This is a genomic window from Telluribacter roseus, assembly GCF_017355915.2.
Lineage (GTDB): Bacteria > Bacteroidota > Bacteroidia > Cytophagales > Spirosomataceae > Telluribacter.
Genome location: NZ_JAFEUV020000002.1, coordinates 144,964 through 164,303, shown reverse-complemented (window position 1 = coordinate 164,303; position 19,340 = coordinate 144,964). Strand labels below are relative to the sequence as shown.

At 51.5% G+C, this 19,340-nt stretch carries 12 protein-coding genes and 1 pseudogene; 4 read left to right on the top strand and 9 right to left on the bottom strand.

Annotated features, from left to right (window positions below):
- Nucleotides 1-2: 2 nt before the first annotated feature.
- From JTN23_RS03870 to JTN23_RS03845, 6 genes and pseudogenes are all read right to left on the bottom strand, one after another.
- The gene (locus JTN23_RS03870; RefSeq protein WP_247232527.1) at nucleotides 3-1,310 is read right to left on the bottom strand and encodes an MptA/MptB family glycosyltransferase; all 1,308 of its coding nucleotides are present in this window, start codon (nucleotides 1,308-1,310) and stop codon (nucleotides 3-5) included.
- A complete protein-coding gene (locus tag JTN23_RS03865) occupies nucleotides 1,307-2,806 on the bottom strand; it encodes a cellulose synthase family protein (RefSeq protein ID WP_310586702.1) in 1,500 nt (499 codons plus the stop codon). Before JTN23_RS03865 ends, JTN23_RS03870 begins: the two co-directional genes overlap by 4 nt.
- A gap of 5 nt (nucleotides 2,807-2,811) precedes the next feature.
- Nucleotides 2,812-4,626 (bottom strand): YCF48-related protein, encoded by a 1,815-nt coding sequence (locus JTN23_RS03860; RefSeq protein WP_247232526.1) that lies wholly within the window; start codon nucleotides 4,624-4,626, stop codon nucleotides 2,812-2,814.
- Between the two features lie 175 nt (nucleotides 4,627-4,801).
- Nucleotides 4,802-7,345, bottom strand: a complete 2,544-nt coding sequence (locus JTN23_RS03855) for a YCF48-related protein (RefSeq protein ID WP_247232523.1) — start codon at nucleotides 7,343-7,345, stop codon at nucleotides 4,802-4,804.
- A 255-nt stretch (nucleotides 7,346-7,600) separates the two neighbouring features.
- A pseudogene (locus JTN23_RS25965) lies at nucleotides 7,601-8,179 on the bottom strand (YCF48-related protein); the annotation flags it as partial.
- Nucleotides 8,180-8,258: 79 nt separating this feature from the next.
- Nucleotides 8,259-8,951, bottom strand: coding sequence for a glycosyltransferase family 2 protein (locus JTN23_RS03845; protein ID WP_247232521.1), 693 nt, complete (start codon nucleotides 8,949-8,951; stop codon nucleotides 8,259-8,261).
- Nucleotides 8,952-9,321: 370 nt separating this feature from the next.
- Between JTN23_RS03845 and JTN23_RS03840 the strand changes: the two genes are divergently transcribed.
- Nucleotides 9,322-10,128 carry a Rossmann-like and DUF2520 domain-containing protein gene (locus JTN23_RS03840; RefSeq protein ID WP_247232520.1) on the top strand — a complete coding sequence of 269 codons (807 nt, stop codon included), beginning with the start codon at nucleotides 9,322-9,324 and terminating at the stop codon, nucleotides 10,126-10,128.
- Here JTN23_RS03840 and JTN23_RS03835 read toward each other — a convergent pair.
- Nucleotides 10,110-11,315: an AGE family epimerase/isomerase gene (locus JTN23_RS03835; RefSeq protein ID WP_247232519.1), complete on the bottom strand. Its 1,206-nt coding sequence runs from the start codon at nucleotides 11,313-11,315 to the stop codon at nucleotides 10,110-10,112. The two genes, JTN23_RS03840 and JTN23_RS03835, sit on opposite strands and share 19 nt — an antisense overlap.
- Nucleotides 11,316-11,456: 141 nt before the next feature.
- Here JTN23_RS03835 and JTN23_RS03830 point away from each other — a divergent pair, with 141 nt between their 5' ends.
- The 3 genes from JTN23_RS03830 (at nucleotide 11,457) to JTN23_RS03820 (ending at nucleotide 16,450) form a co-directional block, all read left to right on the top strand.
- A complete protein-coding gene (locus tag JTN23_RS03830; RefSeq protein WP_247232518.1) occupies nucleotides 11,457-12,002 on the top strand; it encodes a KdsC family phosphatase in 546 nt (181 codons plus the stop codon).
- Between the two features lie 162 nt (nucleotides 12,003-12,164).
- Nucleotides 12,165-13,367 (top strand): exonuclease SbcCD subunit D C-terminal domain-containing protein, encoded by a 1,203-nt coding sequence (locus JTN23_RS03825; RefSeq protein ID WP_247232517.1) that lies wholly within the window; start codon nucleotides 12,165-12,167, stop codon nucleotides 13,365-13,367.
- A gap of 20 nt (nucleotides 13,368-13,387) precedes the next feature.
- A complete protein-coding gene (locus JTN23_RS03820; RefSeq protein ID WP_247232516.1) occupies nucleotides 13,388-16,450 on the top strand; it encodes an AAA family ATPase in 3,063 nt (1,020 codons plus the stop codon).
- A 21-nt stretch (nucleotides 16,451-16,471) separates the two neighbouring features.
- On the opposite strand, the gene JTN23_RS03815 is transcribed toward JTN23_RS03820, so the two are convergent.
- Both JTN23_RS03815 and JTN23_RS03810 read right to left on the bottom strand, forming a co-directional pair.
- Nucleotides 16,472-17,782 carry a dienelactone hydrolase family protein gene (locus JTN23_RS03815; protein WP_247232514.1) on the bottom strand — a complete coding sequence of 437 codons (1,311 nt, stop codon included), beginning with the start codon at nucleotides 17,780-17,782 and terminating at the stop codon, nucleotides 16,472-16,474.
- Nucleotides 17,783-17,817: 35 nt separating this feature from the next.
- Entirely contained in the window at nucleotides 17,818-19,227 is a 1,410-nt protein-coding gene (locus tag JTN23_RS03810) for a high affinity choline transporter 1 (protein WP_247232513.1), read from the bottom strand.
- Nucleotides 19,228-19,340 lie beyond the last annotated feature (113 nt).

The following is a 19,340-nucleotide window of genomic DNA, read 5'->3' as shown; positions in this document are numbered from 1 at the left end:
ACTCATTCACTCAATGTAGAGACCTCCGCCACCAGCCATCCCCCTACAACCAGGTACTCCACCGCTACTACCCATAGGCTTTCGGCGAAAGGTACCTGTCCGTAGGCCAGGTAGGTGAAAGGAAGCAACGCCGACCACACCACTGGGTACCTGAATCGGGTGAGGGCTCCCAGCGCCACCAGGGGTACTACGTACCACGGGTGGACAGTAGTTGCACACAGCAGGTATACCGTCAGGATCAACAGGGCCCGCTCGTACAGGGAGAAGGGGAGCTTCCGGTAAAAGGAAAGAAAAAGAATAGTTGTAAAGCTGATCAGCGATAGCACCGGCCCCAGGGTACCAATGGGATTATAGCCCACCAGCCAGGTACCTACCGCCCGTAGCAGGTAGTACAGGCCAGCGTTGAACTCGAAGCGCTGGAAGTACAGCCCAAGGCTATCGGACATGTTGTACCAGATAGTCCAATCCAGAAAAGGCAGGAACGGAAGCAGTACACCGATACCTACAATCACTACGTACCTTATCTGTTCTCTAAGTCTCAGCCGACTGATCAGCAGGGGAAGGAAGATGAGCGGCAGTAGCTTTACTCCCACTGCCAGCGCCAGCATCAGAGCCGAAAGATGGAGTCGCTGATTTTTCCAGAAGTAAAAGCAAGCCAGCAGGAAGAAAATAGTCAGCCCCTCGTAGTGGATATTACCTGTTAGCTCCGCAATCACTAATGGATTCAGTCCGTACAGCAGTACCGACCGGCGAGCTTTCAGTTCACCTCCCGCACTGTCTTTGACCAGTTGATACACTAGCCACAGCGAACCTACTTCCGCCAGTAATAGAGGGACCTTTAGCCAGATCGCCGCCGAATAAGTACTCCCCCCTACTACCGTAGCTACCGCAAACCAACCCTGCAGCAGCGGCGGATATACGGTATAGTAGTCGGGAGAATTTAGCTTTTGAAAAAGCTCCTGCCCCAGTCCTATCTCCTGCGCCCAGCCTTTGTCTATAATATCGGATGGTAGGTGCAGAAAGGGATTGTAGCCGTGCGACAGGAGCCGCCCGTCCCAGATAAAGCGATATACATCGTCCGAAAGCGCTGGCATAGCAAACAGCCATAGCAGCCGAAACAGGACTGCCGCGCCCACAAAAAGCAGGAAGTCTTTTTCTACCTGCTTTATCCACAAGAGACCGTACAGCAGGAACAGTCCGCACCAGAGGAGCAGTAGCTGCGCGGTATCGGTGCGGGGGGTAGCATAGGCCAGCCACGCATGACCTACCAGAGAAACCGCAAGCCAACTCCACTGCCCGTAACGGTTCATGGCCTCACGAGGGAATGGCGTACGGAATAAAAAGCAACAAAGCTGTACCCCAGCATCAGCAACAGATGAAATCCCACCGCACCGAATTGCCCCGTCGCCAGCCCGTACACCAGCCCCGTAGCAAAGTAAAGTACCAGCAGCATCTCTATCCACGTTAGGGGCGGGATGCGCCGGGCGTTGTACGCATTACTTTGCCAGCGGTCAGTACGGGTACGCACGTTGAATTTGGGGGTACGGACAAAGGGTGATTTGCGGCCCAGGAAGCCCTCTATCACGGCTACGGCATTGTGTAGCGAAAGGCCAAGCATAATAGCCAGGAACGTGGGGAACAGGATAATAAAACTCCCGATGCCCGATTTCTTTTGAAAGGCCGTCCAGTAAAATAGGGCCAGGATGACCATAGTTACCTGAAAGAATGCCAGCCAGCCCCACGGTACTCCCAGCCACAGCATAGGTACGCTCAGCAAAGCGATCAGCAGCGTACAGATAAAAATGGCACTGTTGAGCAGGTGGAAGGAAGCGTGCAGTTTGGTAGTGAGCGGGAGCGAGCGGTCGCGCCACACGTGGAGCAGATTTTTACGGGCACACTCGGCGGCCCCTTTGGTCCAGCGGTATTGCTGCGACTTCACGGCGGGCATGGTCACGGGTAGTTCGGCCGGCGACACCAGGTCTTCCAGGTACACAAATCGCCAGCCCCGCTGCTGGGCACGGTAGCTCAGGTCCAGGTCTTCGGTGAGGGTATCGGCTGACCAGCCCCCGGCATCTTCGATCGTAGCCTTACGCCATATACCGCCAGTACCGTTGAAGTTGATAAAATGACCTCCGGCGCTCCTACCTACCTGTTCAATGGTGAAGTGAGCGTCCAGCCCGAAGGATTGCATGCGGGTAATGAGCGAGTAGTCTTCGTTGAGGTGTCCCCAGCGCGTCTGCACTACCCCTACCTTAGAGTTCTGGAAGTAAGGTACTGTTCTTTTCAGGAAATCAGCGGGTGGCAGAAAATCAGCGTCAAAGATGGCTATAAATTCGCCCTGTGCTCTATCCAGACCATAAGCCAGCGCCCCCGCTTTGAAGCCGGTCCGGTCGGATCGGCGAATGTGTTCAATGGTGTATCCAGCGGCCTGGTACTTGGCTATCTTGCGGGCTATAATCTCGGTCGTATCGTCAGTGGAGTCGTCCAGGATCTGTACTTCCAGCTGCCCACGCGGGTAGTCAAAGGCTACGATGGTATCAATTAGCCGCTCTACCACGTATCGCTCATTGTACACCGGCAACTGTACCGTTACCTTCGGCCAGGGTACTAAGCCGGAAGTACTCTCCTCCGCAGCGGCCACCGTGGCAGCGGTGGCCGCCTTTCCTCCTTTTATCCCTTCCTGCCTTCCTCCCTTCTCCTTCCAGTACAAAATAACCAGACTCAGCTGCGTCAGGCTATACCCGAAGATAAACAGCATGGGTAGCAGGTACAGGACAAGGACGATGTAGGATAGGGTTTCGGACAAAATAACTACTGGTTCAGAATCACCTTACTGGTTTTAGTAAAGGCTGCACTCCGAACTCTAACCACATAAGCTCCCGGAGCCAGTCCTTTCAGCTCCAAAGGTATAACACTTTGCTGATTTGTAGAAGCTACCTGCTCCTGCCTGACCAGTCGCCCGTCCGCACTGATCAGCTCGATATGCACCGCCCCGTTCAGGTCTTTCAGCGATACATGCAACTGATCACTGGTAGGATTGGGATAAAGCATAACCGAGCCCGTCAGGGCCGGATCGGTAGCCGTCACGACAAACTCAAAAGCTTCGGACATGGCGCTGCTGCAGCCGGTCTGGGTAGTCTGTACGGCATAGCGGCCCGACTGAATAGGCGAGTATTCAGCAGCCGTAGCTCCGGCGATAGCGGTGCCATTGAAGTACCACTGATTACCCGCAGAGGCACTAGAGACCAGCTTCATATCCGCGTTGGCGGTGATGGTAGGTTTGGCAGGCAGGGGATTTACTTTAATAGTAACAGGATCGGACTCCGAAGTGCAGTACGAGGCAGTATACTGGATAACAGTACCATTATTACCAATGATCCAGCCATGATCCGGATCGGTGAAGAGGATGTCGTTGAATGGAAGCTGCTCCGGCAGGGCTACCCGTGTCCAGGTCTTACCGCCGTTGCTTGTCTCCAGCAGTACTCCTTTCAACGACAGATAATCAGCACCCTCGTACCCGATGGCATAGCCCCGGTTATGATCAAGAAACTTGATTTTAGTTAAGCTATATGGCTCCGTTACCGACTGGTCCTCCCAGGTTTCTCCGGCATCGGTAGTTTTGTAGATGAGTCCGTTGTGCCCCACTACCCAGCCCACCGATGGACTAGCGAAATACACATCGAGCAATGGTTTGTTATCCGTTTTTCTATCCCTCACGATAGTCCAGGTAAGGCCACCATCGGTAGTGCGGGCGATGCCTCCCCTGCCGGATACCACGTAGCCAATGTTATCATTCCCAAAGGACAGACCACTGATGTGCTCCTCATAAGGTACGTTGCCGTAGCCTCCTCTGACGCCGTTCGAAAAGATTTCAATCGGATATGCCTGATTATTCTGAAAGCGCATGACCAATTGTGACGATCCGGCAATTTTATGACTGTATAATTTACCCACCAAAACACCATTAGCGGGATCCCTCAAATAGCCATCCGAGAAATCAATCAGACTTGTGTTGATAGTCCCGTTGAAAGAGATGGGTTGCCAGGTAGCTCCTCCATCGTTGGTTACCTCACCTACGCGGTCTCCCAGTCGCCATCCAAAGGGAAGCTTGCGGCTGTCCTGGCTCCTTGCCTCTGCAAAGTGTATCTTATAGTAAGGAGCCTTAGGATGCGTCTCCTCCCGCTTATAGACCGAGCCATCTGACTTTACGCCAAGTGCCACATGGGTAGACGTAGCCGGATAGGTATATAAGCTCAGGACGTTTTCACCTCCGGTCATCCATAGCTCTTCCCCATCAAAAGCCGCTGAGAACAGATTAAAGTTCGTAAGTTTCTCCTGCACTACCTTCCACGATCCCTGACGGGTGGATGATTCGAGCTTGTACTCGCCCGCCTGTTTCACGCTTAGTACTGTATCGTTTTGTAGCGCCAGAGGCGTACCGTTATGCAGCCAGCGAAAGGTAGTATTGGGCTTACCGGAAGTAAGCAATCGCATACTATCGCCCTCGCAGAAGGTAGTAGCTCCCTCCACCCGTAAGGCAGGTTTGCAGTCCTGGGCATAGGAGTGAGCAGCGGTGAGCTGCAGTACAAGTGCCCCCAAAAAGGTATAGCGTAGATGGTGTTTCATGAGTAGAACCGGGTGGATGATGTAGTACTAAAGTACTGAAAATTATCACCTATACTTATATCACCCCCCAATAATTATCATACACCTTATTTACGAGAACTTATAGCAAAGAGGTTTTTCGATAACAGCTATAAATGCTAAAATGATTCTAAGAGAAGGTATTCTACAAAATTAGCTACTGGATCAGGATTACTTGTGTAGTTTTCGTGAAGGCAGAACTTTGTACCCTCACCACATACGTACCTGCGGCCAATCCTCCCACCTCAAAAGGTAAAATAGTGGTCTGCTGATTGGCAATATAGGTATGTTTTTGAGCTACCTTCTGCCCGGCCGAATTAATCAGTTCCACCAGGATAGAGCCGGCTACATCTTGTATAGATATGAATAACTGCTCGCTCACAGGATTAGGATAGATCACTACGGATGTACGCAGAATAGGATTATTGGCCGTAATAATGAACTCATAGGCCTCTGACATGGTACTACTACAGCCTTCCTGCGTAACCTGCACAGTATATCGCCCTGACTGAACAGGTGAATATTCGACCGAGGTAGCACCGGTTATGGCAATTCCATCAAGGTACCACTGATTACCTGTGGCAGCACTCGAGACCAGCTTCAAATTACTACCCGTTGTAATAGCAGGCTTGGCAGGCAGAGGCCTGGATACGACTTGTTTGGGTTCTGAGATAACATTACATCGCGATGTATCTACCGTTTCGACAGTATAGTCTCCACTGGCTACCGCTATGTAAGAGCTTACATTGGCTCCGGGAATAGTCGTACCATTGCGATACCATTGGTAACTGGATAGGGTGGAACTACTACTCTGTACAGACAGCTTCACATTTTCTCCTTCACAGAAAGTGGTATTACCCTCAGCCACCAGACTTATCTGGTACGGAGGGTTTATGACTACTTTCTCCGAGGTTCTGGTACAACCTGCACTGTTTGTAACCTTTGCCTCGTAAGTACCGCTTTCTGATATAACCAGATTAGCCGCTCCTGCATTTGTAATGACCTGTCCATTTCTGTACCACTCGTAGCGGTCTACAGAGTTAGAACTCTGTACTTTTATCTCTATAGTTCTTCCTTTACATAATGTCCTCTGGTATGGCACGTTCAGTATAAGTACAGGCAGGGGATTAATTATAACCTTTATTTCTTCTGACACTTTCTCACAACCAGCTGCATTTTTTACCTGCACGGTATAATTACCACTTTCGCCCACCTTTATTTGCCTCCCGGTAGCATTAGGTAGTGCAGTATTATTCTTAAACCACTGGTAAGTATATCCGCTGCCTGCGGTGGCAATCAAGTCCACCGTACCTCCTTCACAAAATGCGGTGGTACCACTCGCTGTAATCGTAGCCTCAGGTGAAGTACTCATCTGTATAGTTACAGGATCTGAAAGTGATTTACACTCAGAGACTACTAGCTTCAAAATAGTACCGTCGTTCCCTACGATCCAGCCGTGTTCAGGATCCGAAAAATTTATATCATTCAGGGTGTTTCGGGTACCGGTACTTTGGCGTATCCAGGTGGCGCCTCCATTTGTAGTTTTTAATACTATACCGTCTGCGCCTGCTATGTAGCCTATCTGCTCAGAAACAAAGTGTAGGGCATTTAAAGAAACATTCGTACCAGATAGCTGACTGGTCCAGGTTTGGCCACCATCTGTTGTTTTTAATATAAGCCCTTCACTATCAATAACCCAACCAACTTGCTCATTCACAAAGAAGCACCTCTGTAACCTGCTCCCTGACTTTGCCACCTGTACAGACCAGCTAGCTCCGGCATCGGTAGTTTTGATCAGCTTGCCATTGCTGGTAGTGATAAAACCAATCTGATCATTTACAAAGAACAGATCAAGCAAGGAGGTATTATGAGGATCACCAGAATCTTTGTAAGGAATAGCTATACGCGTAAGTGTGTTACTACTGAATTTGAACAGCGAAGTACTACCAGTACCATAAGGGTCAGCTGTAAGAAAGAAGCCTGATGATTCAATCTGTAGATAGGCTTTTGCAATTGTGTACCCTTCGTTGAAAGGTAGTCCAAAATCATCATAGATGTTTTTCCAGCTACTACCTCCATCTTTGGTAACGTTTAGGGTACGGAACCCTACTTTCCAGCCTATTTCGCCCTCTTTTTTATATCTAATCTGAAATAGGGTACTACCTCGAGTATTTTCTACTTTTGACCACTCCGCTCCTGCGATAGTTGACCTGATTGAAACGCTTTTAGAATCATCATGCAGAGTATTACTGGAGTTTGGCGCTAACAAAAGACGCCCGCCAACAGCCTCTCCATTAGCGTTAGAAGAAAAAGCAATTGATTTCAGATCCTGATACGTACGATTACGATATGTATCAGAGGCACTACCGGAACTATGAAGATCTACTAGCAATCCGCCTCTACCTACCACTAAGCCATTGGTTGAATTCTTAAAGGCTAATGCCTTGGGCAAGGCAGAAAATTCATTAATGTATGGCCTAGTCCATGCTTGTCCCCCATTAGTAGTCATCCATACAGCCCCACTACTTAATGATACATTAGGACTACTTTTATTGATGTAATTACCAATGATATATCCTTTCTGAGAGTCCTGAAAAAACACCTGCTCTACCATGAACTGAGATAGATAGTTATCAGTAATGAAGTGATCAGACCAGGTAGTGCCTCCATCTGTGGTTTTTTGAATTCTTGTATTGCTCAAGTCATAGAAGACAAACCAGCAGTTATTCCGGTCATACGCATATATTTTACCCCGATAATTGCTTCTCCGCGATGTCCAGGAACTACCTCTATCGAGGGTTTTGTAGATTGTATTCTCTGATACTACCCAACCCACACTCTCATCAACAAACGAAAAATCATGGAGCGAACCAGCATTAGGTACATTGAGAGTCACCCACGAACCACCTCCGTCGGTAGTCTTAAAGAGTCGCCCGTCGCCTAAGGCAAAGCCTACGTTTTCGTTGATGAACTTTATCTTTTGTATAGCATTCTGAATGGATATACTCTGCCTGACCCAGGTAGTACCTCCGTCGGTAGTCTTCATCATGAGTCCCTTTTCACCGGCGACCCATCCGGTCAGTGAGTTTACGAAGGATACGGATAAGAAATGGTTAGATAATCCTATCGGGGTAGTACTCCAGGTACTGCCGTCGGTAGTGCGCATGATGGTGCCATTGTCACCCACAATCCACCCGTAGTTATTACCAACAAACTGTACATCATTAAAAGAATTCCCCTGCGCTCCTGACAGACTCCACTCCCATTTTTCCTCCCGCCGGGTAGCTTCTACTCTGTATTCACCCGCTTGTTTTACGTGTAGTAGTGTATCTGTACTTTTTTCGATGGGTTGTCCATTGTGAAGCCAGCGCAGAGTTACTCCGGGATGTGAACGGGTATGAAGTACGGTACTTTCGCCTTCGCAGATAGCAGAGGCTCCATTGATACTTACAGCAGGTTTACAGTCCTGCGCTAAAGAAGCATAAAAAGGGACGGTTAAACCTCCCAGCAGGCATAGGTGTACAAGTTTCAGCATAGTGTGTGGATATAATAAAGGCACTGGTTAAGTAAAGTAACCAGATTTACTTATTATACACAAACTACGAGTGACCTTATCACCTATACTTAAAGATCCAGCTCAATATTTTATAACCGGCGAGAAGGGTACCTTTAAAGGTACCGGATATTTTGGAGTGACCAATGCGCCGGCGGTATGTAACGGGTACCTCACCCGTGCGAAAGCCCATTTTGGCGGCTTTGAGTTGCATCTCTACAGTCCAGCCGTAGGTGGTATCCTGCATGTCCATGTCCAGTAATTTCTGAAAACGTACCGCCCGGAAAGGTCCCAGATCCGTGTAATGTACTCCGTACAACCGGCGGATCAGGGTAGTGGCGAGCCAGTTGCCAAATACCTGCTGGGGCGTCATGGAGCCTGCCTCCCGCTTACCCAGCGCCCGCGAACCAATCACCAGATCCAGATTATGTTCGGTCAGATGGGTTACCAGCTGGGGCAGCTCCTCAGGATAGTCGGAGTAGTCGGCGTCGATAAAGACGATAATATCCGGTGGAGTGGGTTTGGCTTTAATGTACTCAATCCCTTTGAGGCAGGCATAGCCGTAGCCTTGTCGGGATTCATCCAGCACGGTAGCCCCGGCTTCCTCGGCGGAACGACGGGTTGCATCGCGGGAGTTGTTATCTACTACTACTACTTCACGTACCCAACTCTGGGGCAGGTCTTTCACTACACTACCCACTGCATTTTCTTCATTAAAAGCAGGGATGATTACATCAATAACTGGATACCTCAAAGTGTCTATAAGTTGATTAAACGGTAGCGTTTTGAAAAACTATGGGATTATTAACCAAAACTACCTAATTTACACATCTCATATAGTACTTTTATGTGCAAAACTCAGCAGGAGTGTTAATAAGTAAACAAAGGCGGAAAACTATGCAATAATTCTTCAATACGGTCACATATACATGCTGATTATTAACTATTCAAATTATTTATTCTATATAACATAGATTATATCTGTCGCCAAGTCATCTTCAGTAACCTTACCTATTCGCTGCTCCGCAAAAATATTTCTGTGAAATAAGCTACATCCACTGAGTTGTCCTAACTTGCCCCGGAACTATCATCCATAGCCATATCTGGACAAACCTTTACCTTGTATGAATATTTCCTTTGTGGGCGCCGGTAATGTAGCCTGGCATCTGGCGCAGGCTTTCGAAAATGCCGGACATGTCATCTGCGAAGTGTACAGCCGTGACCCACAGAATGCCCGCAAGCTTACTTCGGTACTATACGATGCCGATATACAGCCGGATCTGAATTTTGCTGATAGTGACGCGGATTTGCTCGTTATTGCTGCTTCGGATGACGCCCTTGCTGAGATAATCGAGCGGATTGTATTTCCGGAGCAGGCCACGATTGTGCATACCTCAGGTACACAGTCACTGGCTGAGCTGCAGCGATTGGTAAATATATACAGTGATGTACCCGTTCGCACGGGGGTACTGTATCCTTTACAGACGTTCACTAAAGAAGTTGAACTGGACTATACCCAGGTGACCTTCTGCATAGAAGCCACCGAGCCCGATGTAGAAGATCAGCTTGTGAAGCTGGCCAGTAGCGTTAGTCCGCATGTATACCATATCGACTCTTACGAGCGTCGCATACTGCACATAGCGGCAGTGTTTGCCTGCAATTTCACCAATCACCTGCTTAGTGTGGCTCATGACATACTAGGCCGCGAGCAGCTGGACTTTGACATAATTAAGCCGCTGATCAGTGAGACTATCCATAAAGCTCTTCGTACGTCAGACCCGGCGCTGGTACAGACCGGCCCCGCCCGCCGCGGCGATTGGGCGGTTACAGGGCGGCATCTGGAGTACCTGCAGGAGCTCAACCCGGCTTGGGCCAGCCTGTACCGCCAGTTGACCGAAAGTATCCGCCAGCGTCACTTTGACTCGGAGTAGACCCGGCGTCGGGCAGGCTTGGCATCCGCTGCCAGACCCAGTAGCTGACCTATGCCGTAGAGGTTTCTGATGGTTGATAGGCAACCCTTCTGTGGGGTGATCTTGTGCCGGAGTATAGGCTGTCCGGTGCGATCGAGCTCATCGTACCACTCGCCGTTGGTTGCATCAGGAAAATGCGCCCACACATACTCGTGTACTTTTTCAAAGTTTTCCAAGTACCCTTTTCGTGCCGACAGCAGGTGGGCCTTTAGCAGGGTTTGCAGCGCTTCCAGGTGTACCCCCGCCCGCTTGTAGTGCCAGTCGGGGTAGACAGAAGGCAAACTTTTCAGGTCCATTTTATTGTAGATCCCCCCGTACACCTCGTCCCACGCGGCCTGTATCGTCAGTTCTACCAGATCCAGCATCTGATTGAGTAGCTTACGATTCCGGGCCCGGTCGGCCAGTTCCATAAGTATTCCGGCTGTTTCAAATACATGACCGGGTACAATAATCCTCCCCTCGGGACAGTCCCAGAAATGTCCTTCGGGCGTTACCCGATCCAGTAGTACATCGGTACGTTTTTCGTAAAAATCATCCGTAAGTTCTCTGATTAGGTTACTGAGAGCATTTTTGTACCACTTGCGGTCCATGTAGCCTTCGGCTTCCAGGAGTACTTGTCCAATGAGGGCAGGCTCCGCCAGGGGCTTCAGGTACCGCTGCTTGTTGGGATCATTAAGCAGCTTTTTCAGAGAAGCATCCCGCCGCTTCAGCGTCTGGACCAGCGTTTTCTGAGCTACCTCCACAAAGTAAGCCTCACCCGTAGCCTTAAATAGCTGCCCCAGCGCCAGTACCACATACAGCGACACTGTACTATCGGTACTTTCGGAAATGAGACTCCCCCGCCGGTCCAGCGTATGGTACCAGGTACCTTTCTTGTCCCGCCCGTTATTCAGCAGGAACTCGGCCGTTGCACCAGCCAGCTCCAGCCACTCGGGGCGTGGCTCTATGGTCTGATACGCCCAGGCAAAAGCCCATATAGCCTGAGCCTGGGCTATGACGGGTTTATCCATAGAGATAACCTCACCATTTTCAGCCACCGCTTCATACACACCTCCGTACAGGCTGTCAAAGGCATACTTCTCCCAGAAGGGAAGGATGTTTTGCGGCACCTCGGCCTGATACTGGTCGGCTAGTTTCTTTATATCCATACAAAGCGGCAGATAATCATTCGGAGCATGGTACGGTAAAAACCAAAAATAGCGTTAATTTCGTGTGTAACCGAAAAAATTACAGATACTGTTTTACAGCTTTCAGAATTAACTATCGAATACCATTCCCGGCCATTATATATGATTCCTCCCCTGACAGACCGTTTTCAGCGTATAACCACCTTTATTTTTGATATTGACGGCGTATTTACGGACGGAAGTATCCTGGCTCTGGAAAGTGGCGAACAGCCACGTACCTTCAACGTACGGGATGGCTACGGCGTCAACCGGGCCGTCAAGCTAGGCTACCGGGTGGCCATTATCTCCGCTCAGAACCAGATCGGCGTACGCCGCCGGCTTGAGTACCTGGGGGTGAAGGATATATTCATCGGTGCTTCGCCGGATGGTAAGCTGGCTATCTACCAGAAATACCTCGAGGACAATAACCTGTCCGAAGACGAAATCGTATACATGGGCGATGACATTCCAGATATGGAAGTGATGGAACAGGGGGTACTTAGTGCCTGCCCGGCCGATGCCGTGGACGAGATCATCGCTATCTCCGATTATGTATCACCCCGTAATGGTGGCTGCGGCGCCGTTCGTGATCTTATCGAGCAGGTCATGAAAGCGCAGGGCAAATGGCTCTCGTGGATTGTAAGACACGGCGAAGGCACGAGGGAGTAAACCTTTTAGTGAAAAGCAAGGAGCGGCCGCCGGGCGGTGAGAAGTGAGTATCAATTCCTATTGATAAAAGGCACTATGTACTGCGAAGGTGAGAATTGATGAGAAAAGAGGGTAGCGGTACTTTCTTCTGGTACGGGAGAGGGGATTATAAGTAAGAGAAAAATGAAAATACTACATACGGCTGACTGGCACATTGGCAAGCAGCTACATAAATATGCGCTGGATGAAGATCACCGGCTGTTTCTGAACTGGCTCGGCGACCTCATCGAGGAGCGGGGTATTGAGATGCTACTGGTATCGGGAGATGTGTTTGACACGGCCTTTCCGTCCAATGCTGCTCTGAGTCTCTATTACAGCTTTCTGCAGCGTCTGATCGGCTGCAAGTGCAAGGTAGTCATTACGGGTGGAAACCATGATTCGCCGGGAGTACTAAATGCTCCACGCGAAATCCTTCGCCAGATGGACATTAGTGTCGTGGGCTGCGCCACCGACGACTGTTCCGATGCATTGCTCCTCTTCCCGGACATGAACGTAGCCATCGCCGCGGTACCTTACCTACGCGATATAGACCTGCGCCGCTCGGTGTCGGGTCAGAGCTACGACGACCGCTCTGAGGCCATCCGGCAGGGCATCCGGACCCATTACCAGCAATTCATAGACCTGCACCAGGCTCAGTGCCGCGACCTCACGCTCCTGGGTATGGGCCACCTGTACGTGAGTGGCGCCACCATGTCCGACAGCGAACGTGAGATACACGCCATCGGCGGACTAGCCGCTTTTGGCTGCGAGCATTTCCCGGAGGGGTACAGCTACATGGCCCTAGGCCACATCCATAAGCCCCAGAAGCTGACCGATACCGTACGCTACTCAGGCTCACCGATTCCGCTTAGCTTCAGTGAGCGCAGTGATAATAAGTATGTACTCGAGCTTACGCTTACGGACGGAAAGCTTACCAATGTAGAGGCTCTACCTACGCCCAGACACCGCGAACTACGCACCTTTACGGGTACGGTAGATGAGGTTTGGGCGGCACTGGATGCTTACATTCCATCTACTAATCTTGAGTCTCTGCTGGAGCTGAATGTCGTAGAGCCTGCTTTTGACCCGCAGAAGAGCGTCCGGTTTGATATGCTGGTGCGGGAATTTGAAAAAGCCCCCTTCCGGATCATCAAGCCACGTCTGACGTTTGAGAACCGCATCAAGGAAGCCGACGAACTGTTTACCGTAGGTACTGATATCGAAGACCTGACTCCGCGCGACGTATTTACCCGCCGTCTCGAAAGCGAAGACCTTGATGACGAAACCCGCTCTCTCCTGCTCGAAGCATTTGACGAGCTGCTGGAAGACGTACGGGGCGAACTGTAAACAGGCATAATCCACCGAGCATGAAAATCCTCCGCATACGATTTAAAAATATAAATAGCTTTTACGGCGAGCATCCGGCCATTGATTTTTCGGGCTCTCCCCTGTCATCGACGGGCCTGTTTATTATATCCGGTCCGACGGGTGCGGGTAAGTCTACCCTGCTGGATGTCATTACGCTGGCGTTGTACAATGAAGTACCCCGACTGGGTCGCACTATCTCCAAAACAGAAATAGACAAGCAGGGCTCGGTGGTGAATATGAAAGCCGCCGATGAGCCCAAAAGCGAAGCCTACGCCGAGGTAGAGTACGAGGCCCGGGGCAAGCAGTACCGCTCCCGCTGGTCTATTGCCAAAAACCGCAACGGCAACTGGAACAACTACCAGATGGAGATCGCGGAGCTGCCGGAGGGCAAGCTCCTGGACGTAAAGAAACTCACGGACTACCCGGAGGTCAATGCCCAGATCATCGGCCTCAAGTACGAGCAGTTTGTGAAGTCCATCATTCTGGCGCAGGGTAGCTTTGCGGAGTTTCTGAAAGCGGACAGGAATACCCGCGGAAAGCTGCTGGAAGATATTACGGGTACTCACATTTACCGCTCACTGGGCGCTGCCGCCTTCGAAAAGGACAAAACGTGGGGAGAGAAGCTCCGCCTCAAAGAGGCCGAGATGAACGGGGTGCAGCTACTCTCGAAGGAGCAGATCGGGGAACTGGAACAAAAGCGTAAGCTGGCCGAGCAGGAGAAAACGGTAGCCGAAGGCCAGTTTACCTACTGGGATACCGAAAAGCGCCTATGGGAGGAGTGTCAGAACCTGCAAAACCGGCTGGAAAGGCTCGGTCAGGATAAAGTAGCCCTACAGCAGCAGATTGAGGCCTTTGCTCCCACGGTGGAGCGCCTGCGTCAGCACGAGTCTGTAAGTACCTTTGCGGGTGACCTGAGCCTGCTACGGGAAAAGCAGCAGACACTCGAGAAACTACAACAACAGGCCCGGGAGCTGGCAGTGCGGCGTGAACAACTAGCCGCCGAGCGTATAAAGTTGCTGGAGGAAGCGGCCGGTATGGTGGGCGTAGCCGTAGTACAGGACGCTTTCTTGAAAGAAGTAGATAGTTTTGAGAACCAGATTCAGGCTCTCACCACTAAGATAAAAGAACTACGGGCGCAGGCGTCGCCGCTCATGACTACCCTGCAGAACGAGGTAGCTGGATCGCGTTTCCCCTTTATCCAGAAGCTCCCCTTCCGCAACATCGAGGAGTCACAGAGTATACTGGCCGCCGAAGAAAGTAAACAGCAGGCCGTACTTTCTTACTTTCCCACCGGCTTCGATGCGGATACCGAACTCCATGCGCTCAATGAGCAGGAGAAAGAAATGATTGAGCTTACTAATGCGCTGGTGCGGCGCCGGTCAGTAGGTGAAGAAGGCAGCAGCCGGAAAACCAAACTGGCGCAGGCGCAGCAGATAGTGCAGGAAGCTACTCCGCAATTGGCGCAGCTAGGGGAAGAGCTGGAAAAAATATCGCAAAAGATCACGCAGCTCCGCGAACAACGCGACCGCGAACTCACCCGTGACCGGCTGGATGAACAACGTAAGCAGCTCAAAGCAGGCGAAGAGTGTCCGCTGTGTGGCTCCACTCACCATCCCTTTGTTCATGAGTACGTCAATAACCTGCTCCACCTGCAAGAGAGCATCAAAGCCACCGAGCAGGAACAAAAGGACCTGCAAAAGCGGGAAAGAGAGCTGGCTGCAACCCTCAAGGCAGCCCAGGCCCAGGTAGCCACCCTGACGCCGGAACTACTCGCCTTACGGGAACAATACAAAGAGGCGGATGCCAAGGTCAATGAGTACCTGACCCGCCTAAATCTAGCGGCCAAAGCTGATCCGGAAACAATAGAAGTACAGATCAAAGAGCAAAGAGAGCAAGCCGATATCAAAAAGTCCAAAATACGGGCATGGGTACAGGCCCGCGAAACCGCCGAAACCATCCTCCGCTTGCGGCAGCACTTCACGCAGCTCGTCCATTACCGCGAGCAGGTCAGCAAGCAGCAGGAAGTACTCCGCAAGCGATACGCGGGTGAAGACGTACAGGCCGACGCCAACCGCCTCCGGCACCGCTGGATGACCTGGGACAACGCCACCCGTACTACCGAAGAAGCCGCCCTCACCAATCAGAAACAAACTACTGAAACGGAACAGGCTGTACAGGTACTACAGGGTACCCTACTGAGCAATCTGCAGGAGGTAGGTATCGCTACCGTGGAGGAGGCCAGTTCACGCCTGCTACCGCCCCAGGAGTACCAGCGACTGAAGCAGCAGTACGATGGACTTAATGACCGTCGAAAGCAGCTGGATACGCAGGAGAAAACGCTCCATGAAGATCTGATCGCTAAAAATAAGTTGCGCAAAGTATCGGACGTAGCGGCCGAAGACCTGGTAACCAATGTAGAAAAGTACCGCAAGCTCCGCGACCAGTACCTGGGCGAGGCGGCTACCTACGCGGAGCAGCTCCGCAACAACGAACATAACATCCAGCGCTTTGCTCACCTGCAAAGCGAACTGGACGTCCTGCGTCGTCAGCGTCGTAAATGGGAACTGCTCAAAAAGTACATCGGCGATGCCACCGGAAATGCTTTCAGCAACTACGCCCAGAGCCTTACTCTCAGCAACCTGATTGGCCTGGCCAACCTGCGCCTCCGCCTGCTGTCGGACCGGTACATTCTGGACAAGCCGCACAACGACGCCGACAGCCTCTTCGTGCTGGATACCTACCAGGGCAATACGCCCCGGGCCGTCACTACCCTATCCGGAGGTGAAACCTTTACGATTAGTCTAGCCCTGGCGCTGGCGCTATCTGACCTGGCTTCCCGCAACGTCCGCATTGAGAGCCTGTTCATTGATGAGGGGTTTGGTACACTCGACCCTGACTCGCTTGAGATAGCACTGGGTACGCTGGAAAGACTCCAAAGCGATAGTCAGAAGATTGTAGGCGTGATCTCACACCGCCACGAGATGAAAGACCGGATTCCGGTACAGATTCAGGTAGAGAAAGGTACCGATGGTACCAGTAAGGTCGTGCTGGTTGGTGGGTAAATCATCTGCTATATCGCTCCATTAAGATAGCCATCTGTCAAACCACGCGAAGGCATCAGCCTGCATGGCGATGTCAAACTTATGGTCGCCGTCGTAGAACCGGCCCTGATAGGCATCGCCCGCGCCGGCCAGCGTATATACTTCGCGCAGAATAGCGTCGGCTTTCTGCATTTCGGCCCCTGTAAACAGCCGGTCCTGGTTGTTGCTTTGTACCATCACGGGCAGGGGTGCGCGCAGTCCGAGCACCTCAGGGAACTCCAGGTAGTTGGGCAGTAGCGGTGTGTACGTCATCCAGGTATGGGTATAGGCTTTGTGGAGCAGGAAATCATTCCAGGTCGACATAAATCCCACACTCACCGCGCATTTGATCCGCCCGTCAAGTCCCGCCAGGTACACCGTCCGCAGCCCGCCGCCCGATAGCCCGGCACAGCCCAGGCGCTTAGGGTCTACATCGGCCCGTTGGCTCAGGACGGATAGCGCCACCTGGTCCTCGGCTAGTACTACGCCCGGCCAGGTAGTTCCGGCACAAAACAACGACTTGGACACGATGTGTTCGTGACTGGACGACCAGGCGTTGTAGGCATCTATTTCTTCCTGCGTAGTAATCTCCGCGTCACTTTTTGCCCCGGTCTTAGGCATTCCCCAACCGATTCCTGCCACATCTTCGTAGTAAGCCCGGCGGCTACCAAACAGAAAAGCATCGGGGACCAGCACCACGTAGCCGCGCTTGGCTACTTCATTGGCCCAGGCCCGACCCTGGTAGTAGCCCGCCTGATGCTCGCGCATGTGGGGATCCTGCTGGTCGGAGGTGCGGGTGATTTTGGCGTAGCCGTAGTACTTTTCTCCGCTATGGTCGTGCAGAGCCAGAATGGCAGGCAGGGGCTTCTGAGTACCTTCGGGTTTCAGGAGTAAGGCTTTGGTAGGTCGGCCATAGGGTAGCTGCCACGCTAGTTCTTCTATTTCCAGGCCATCGTATACATACTTCTTCACCACAGTCACCGCAGGTACCTGGCTGATCGGCGGACTCGCTACCAGCTCTTTCACCTTAGCTACCGCCTCTTTTTTCCAGACGCTCAGCTTCTTCTTGGGTGTAGCCCGCAGGGACAGCGAGGGCGGGTTAGGCCGTAAGCTTGCGGCCCAACTTCCGTAGTTACCAATAATACTTTGTGAAGGGTCTGGAGCCAGCATAGAAGTTGGGGTTGGGGATACAAGAGGGGGCGCCTCAAATGGATTGGAATCGGCCCCAAAGAGCGGAGCCACGGCCAGACCTACCGATGACTTCATGAAGCCACGACGGGATATAGACCACAAAGAGTGAGGTTCTTTTTCCATGTGAATTTTTAGTAAAAGAACCCGTATACAAAAAGCTAATGTAATGCCTCTTTATTCTTCACAAGCGGATCCTGCTTCACCGCCGGATCACCGAAAGCAATCCCCACGACCATACCCGCTATACTGGCCAGCAGCCCGTAGATCATAGGCGGGTACTCCGTTTCCAGCCACATACACGCCAGCCACACCACCAGCCCCACACTCATGGAAAGGAGGCATCCCAGCTGATTAGCCCGCTGCCAGTACAGCCCTGCCGCCAGAGGCACAAACAGCGATACCAGGCTGAAAGCCGATGATTCACTGACCAGCTCAAATATACTTTCCCGCGTGGTAGCCATGACGATACAGACTACTGTGATCGCCAGAATACCTACCCTTATGACGAGTAGCAACTGACGGTCAGACAGGTCGGGACGGAAGAACTTGACGATATTCTCACCTAGTACGGCCGCCGGAGCCAGTATAGCGCTGCTGGTAGTACTCAGGATGGCTGATACCAGGGCACCAAAGAACAGAATCTGTAAGGGCAGCCCGGTGTGTAGCAGCACCATATTCGGAATGATCATCTGCGAGTCCTTCTCCAGCTCGGGGTACAGCAGGTGTCCGCACAAGCCAATGAACAGGGGAAGAAGAGCAATAGTAAGGTACATGAATGAAGATAGCAGCGACGCCTTCACCGATACATCCGCTGACTTGGCTGCCATCACCCGCTGAAATACATCCTGCTGCGGAATGGAGCCCAATCCGATTGTAATCCAGGCGGCAAAGTACTCTACCCCACTCTTAAAGGTCCAATCGGGGTAAAAGCGGAAGAAGCCATCGGGCATCTGATTGATGATGGGACCAAAGCCGCCCGCCTTCTGGTACAGTACGACCGATACAAATACGAGCCCGGCAATGATCATCATGGTCTGCACGAAGTCTGTAATGGAAATGGACCACATACCACCCATCAGCGTATACAGAATTACAATTACTGAGCTTAGCAGGATACAGTCCGTCAGCGACCAACCCAGTACTATCTTCAGTACAATACCCATGGCTATCAATTGCGCGGCTATCCAGCTAAAATAAGAAGGTATGATCAGTAGCGCCGAAAGCAGCTCGGCCGAGCGACCGAAGCGAAGCCTGAAAAAATCGCAGAAGGTGATGATGTTCATCTGATAGAAGCGGCGCGCAAAGAAGATACCCACCAGAAACAGACACAGTGCTGCCCCGAAAGGATCTTCAATAATGCCCAGTACTCCATTCTTGATGAATTCACCGGGTGCTCCCATGATGGTCTCCGAGCCAAACCAGGTAGCAAAGGTCGCGGATGCCGCCAGTACCAGCGGCAGGCTACGCCCCGCCAGGATAAAGTCTTTAGTGGTAGATACCCGGCGCGACGCCCACATACCTATACCCAGGTTGAGCAGGAGATATAATACAATGGAAACAGCAAGCATAGGCCAGGAAGAAGAGGATAGTGCTAATTACCTGCAAACAAAAAGGCTAAGTACCTTATTTGCAAGCCGCGAAGGTACTTCTATCTGAATAGTACAGCAAAACAAGAGCGGCC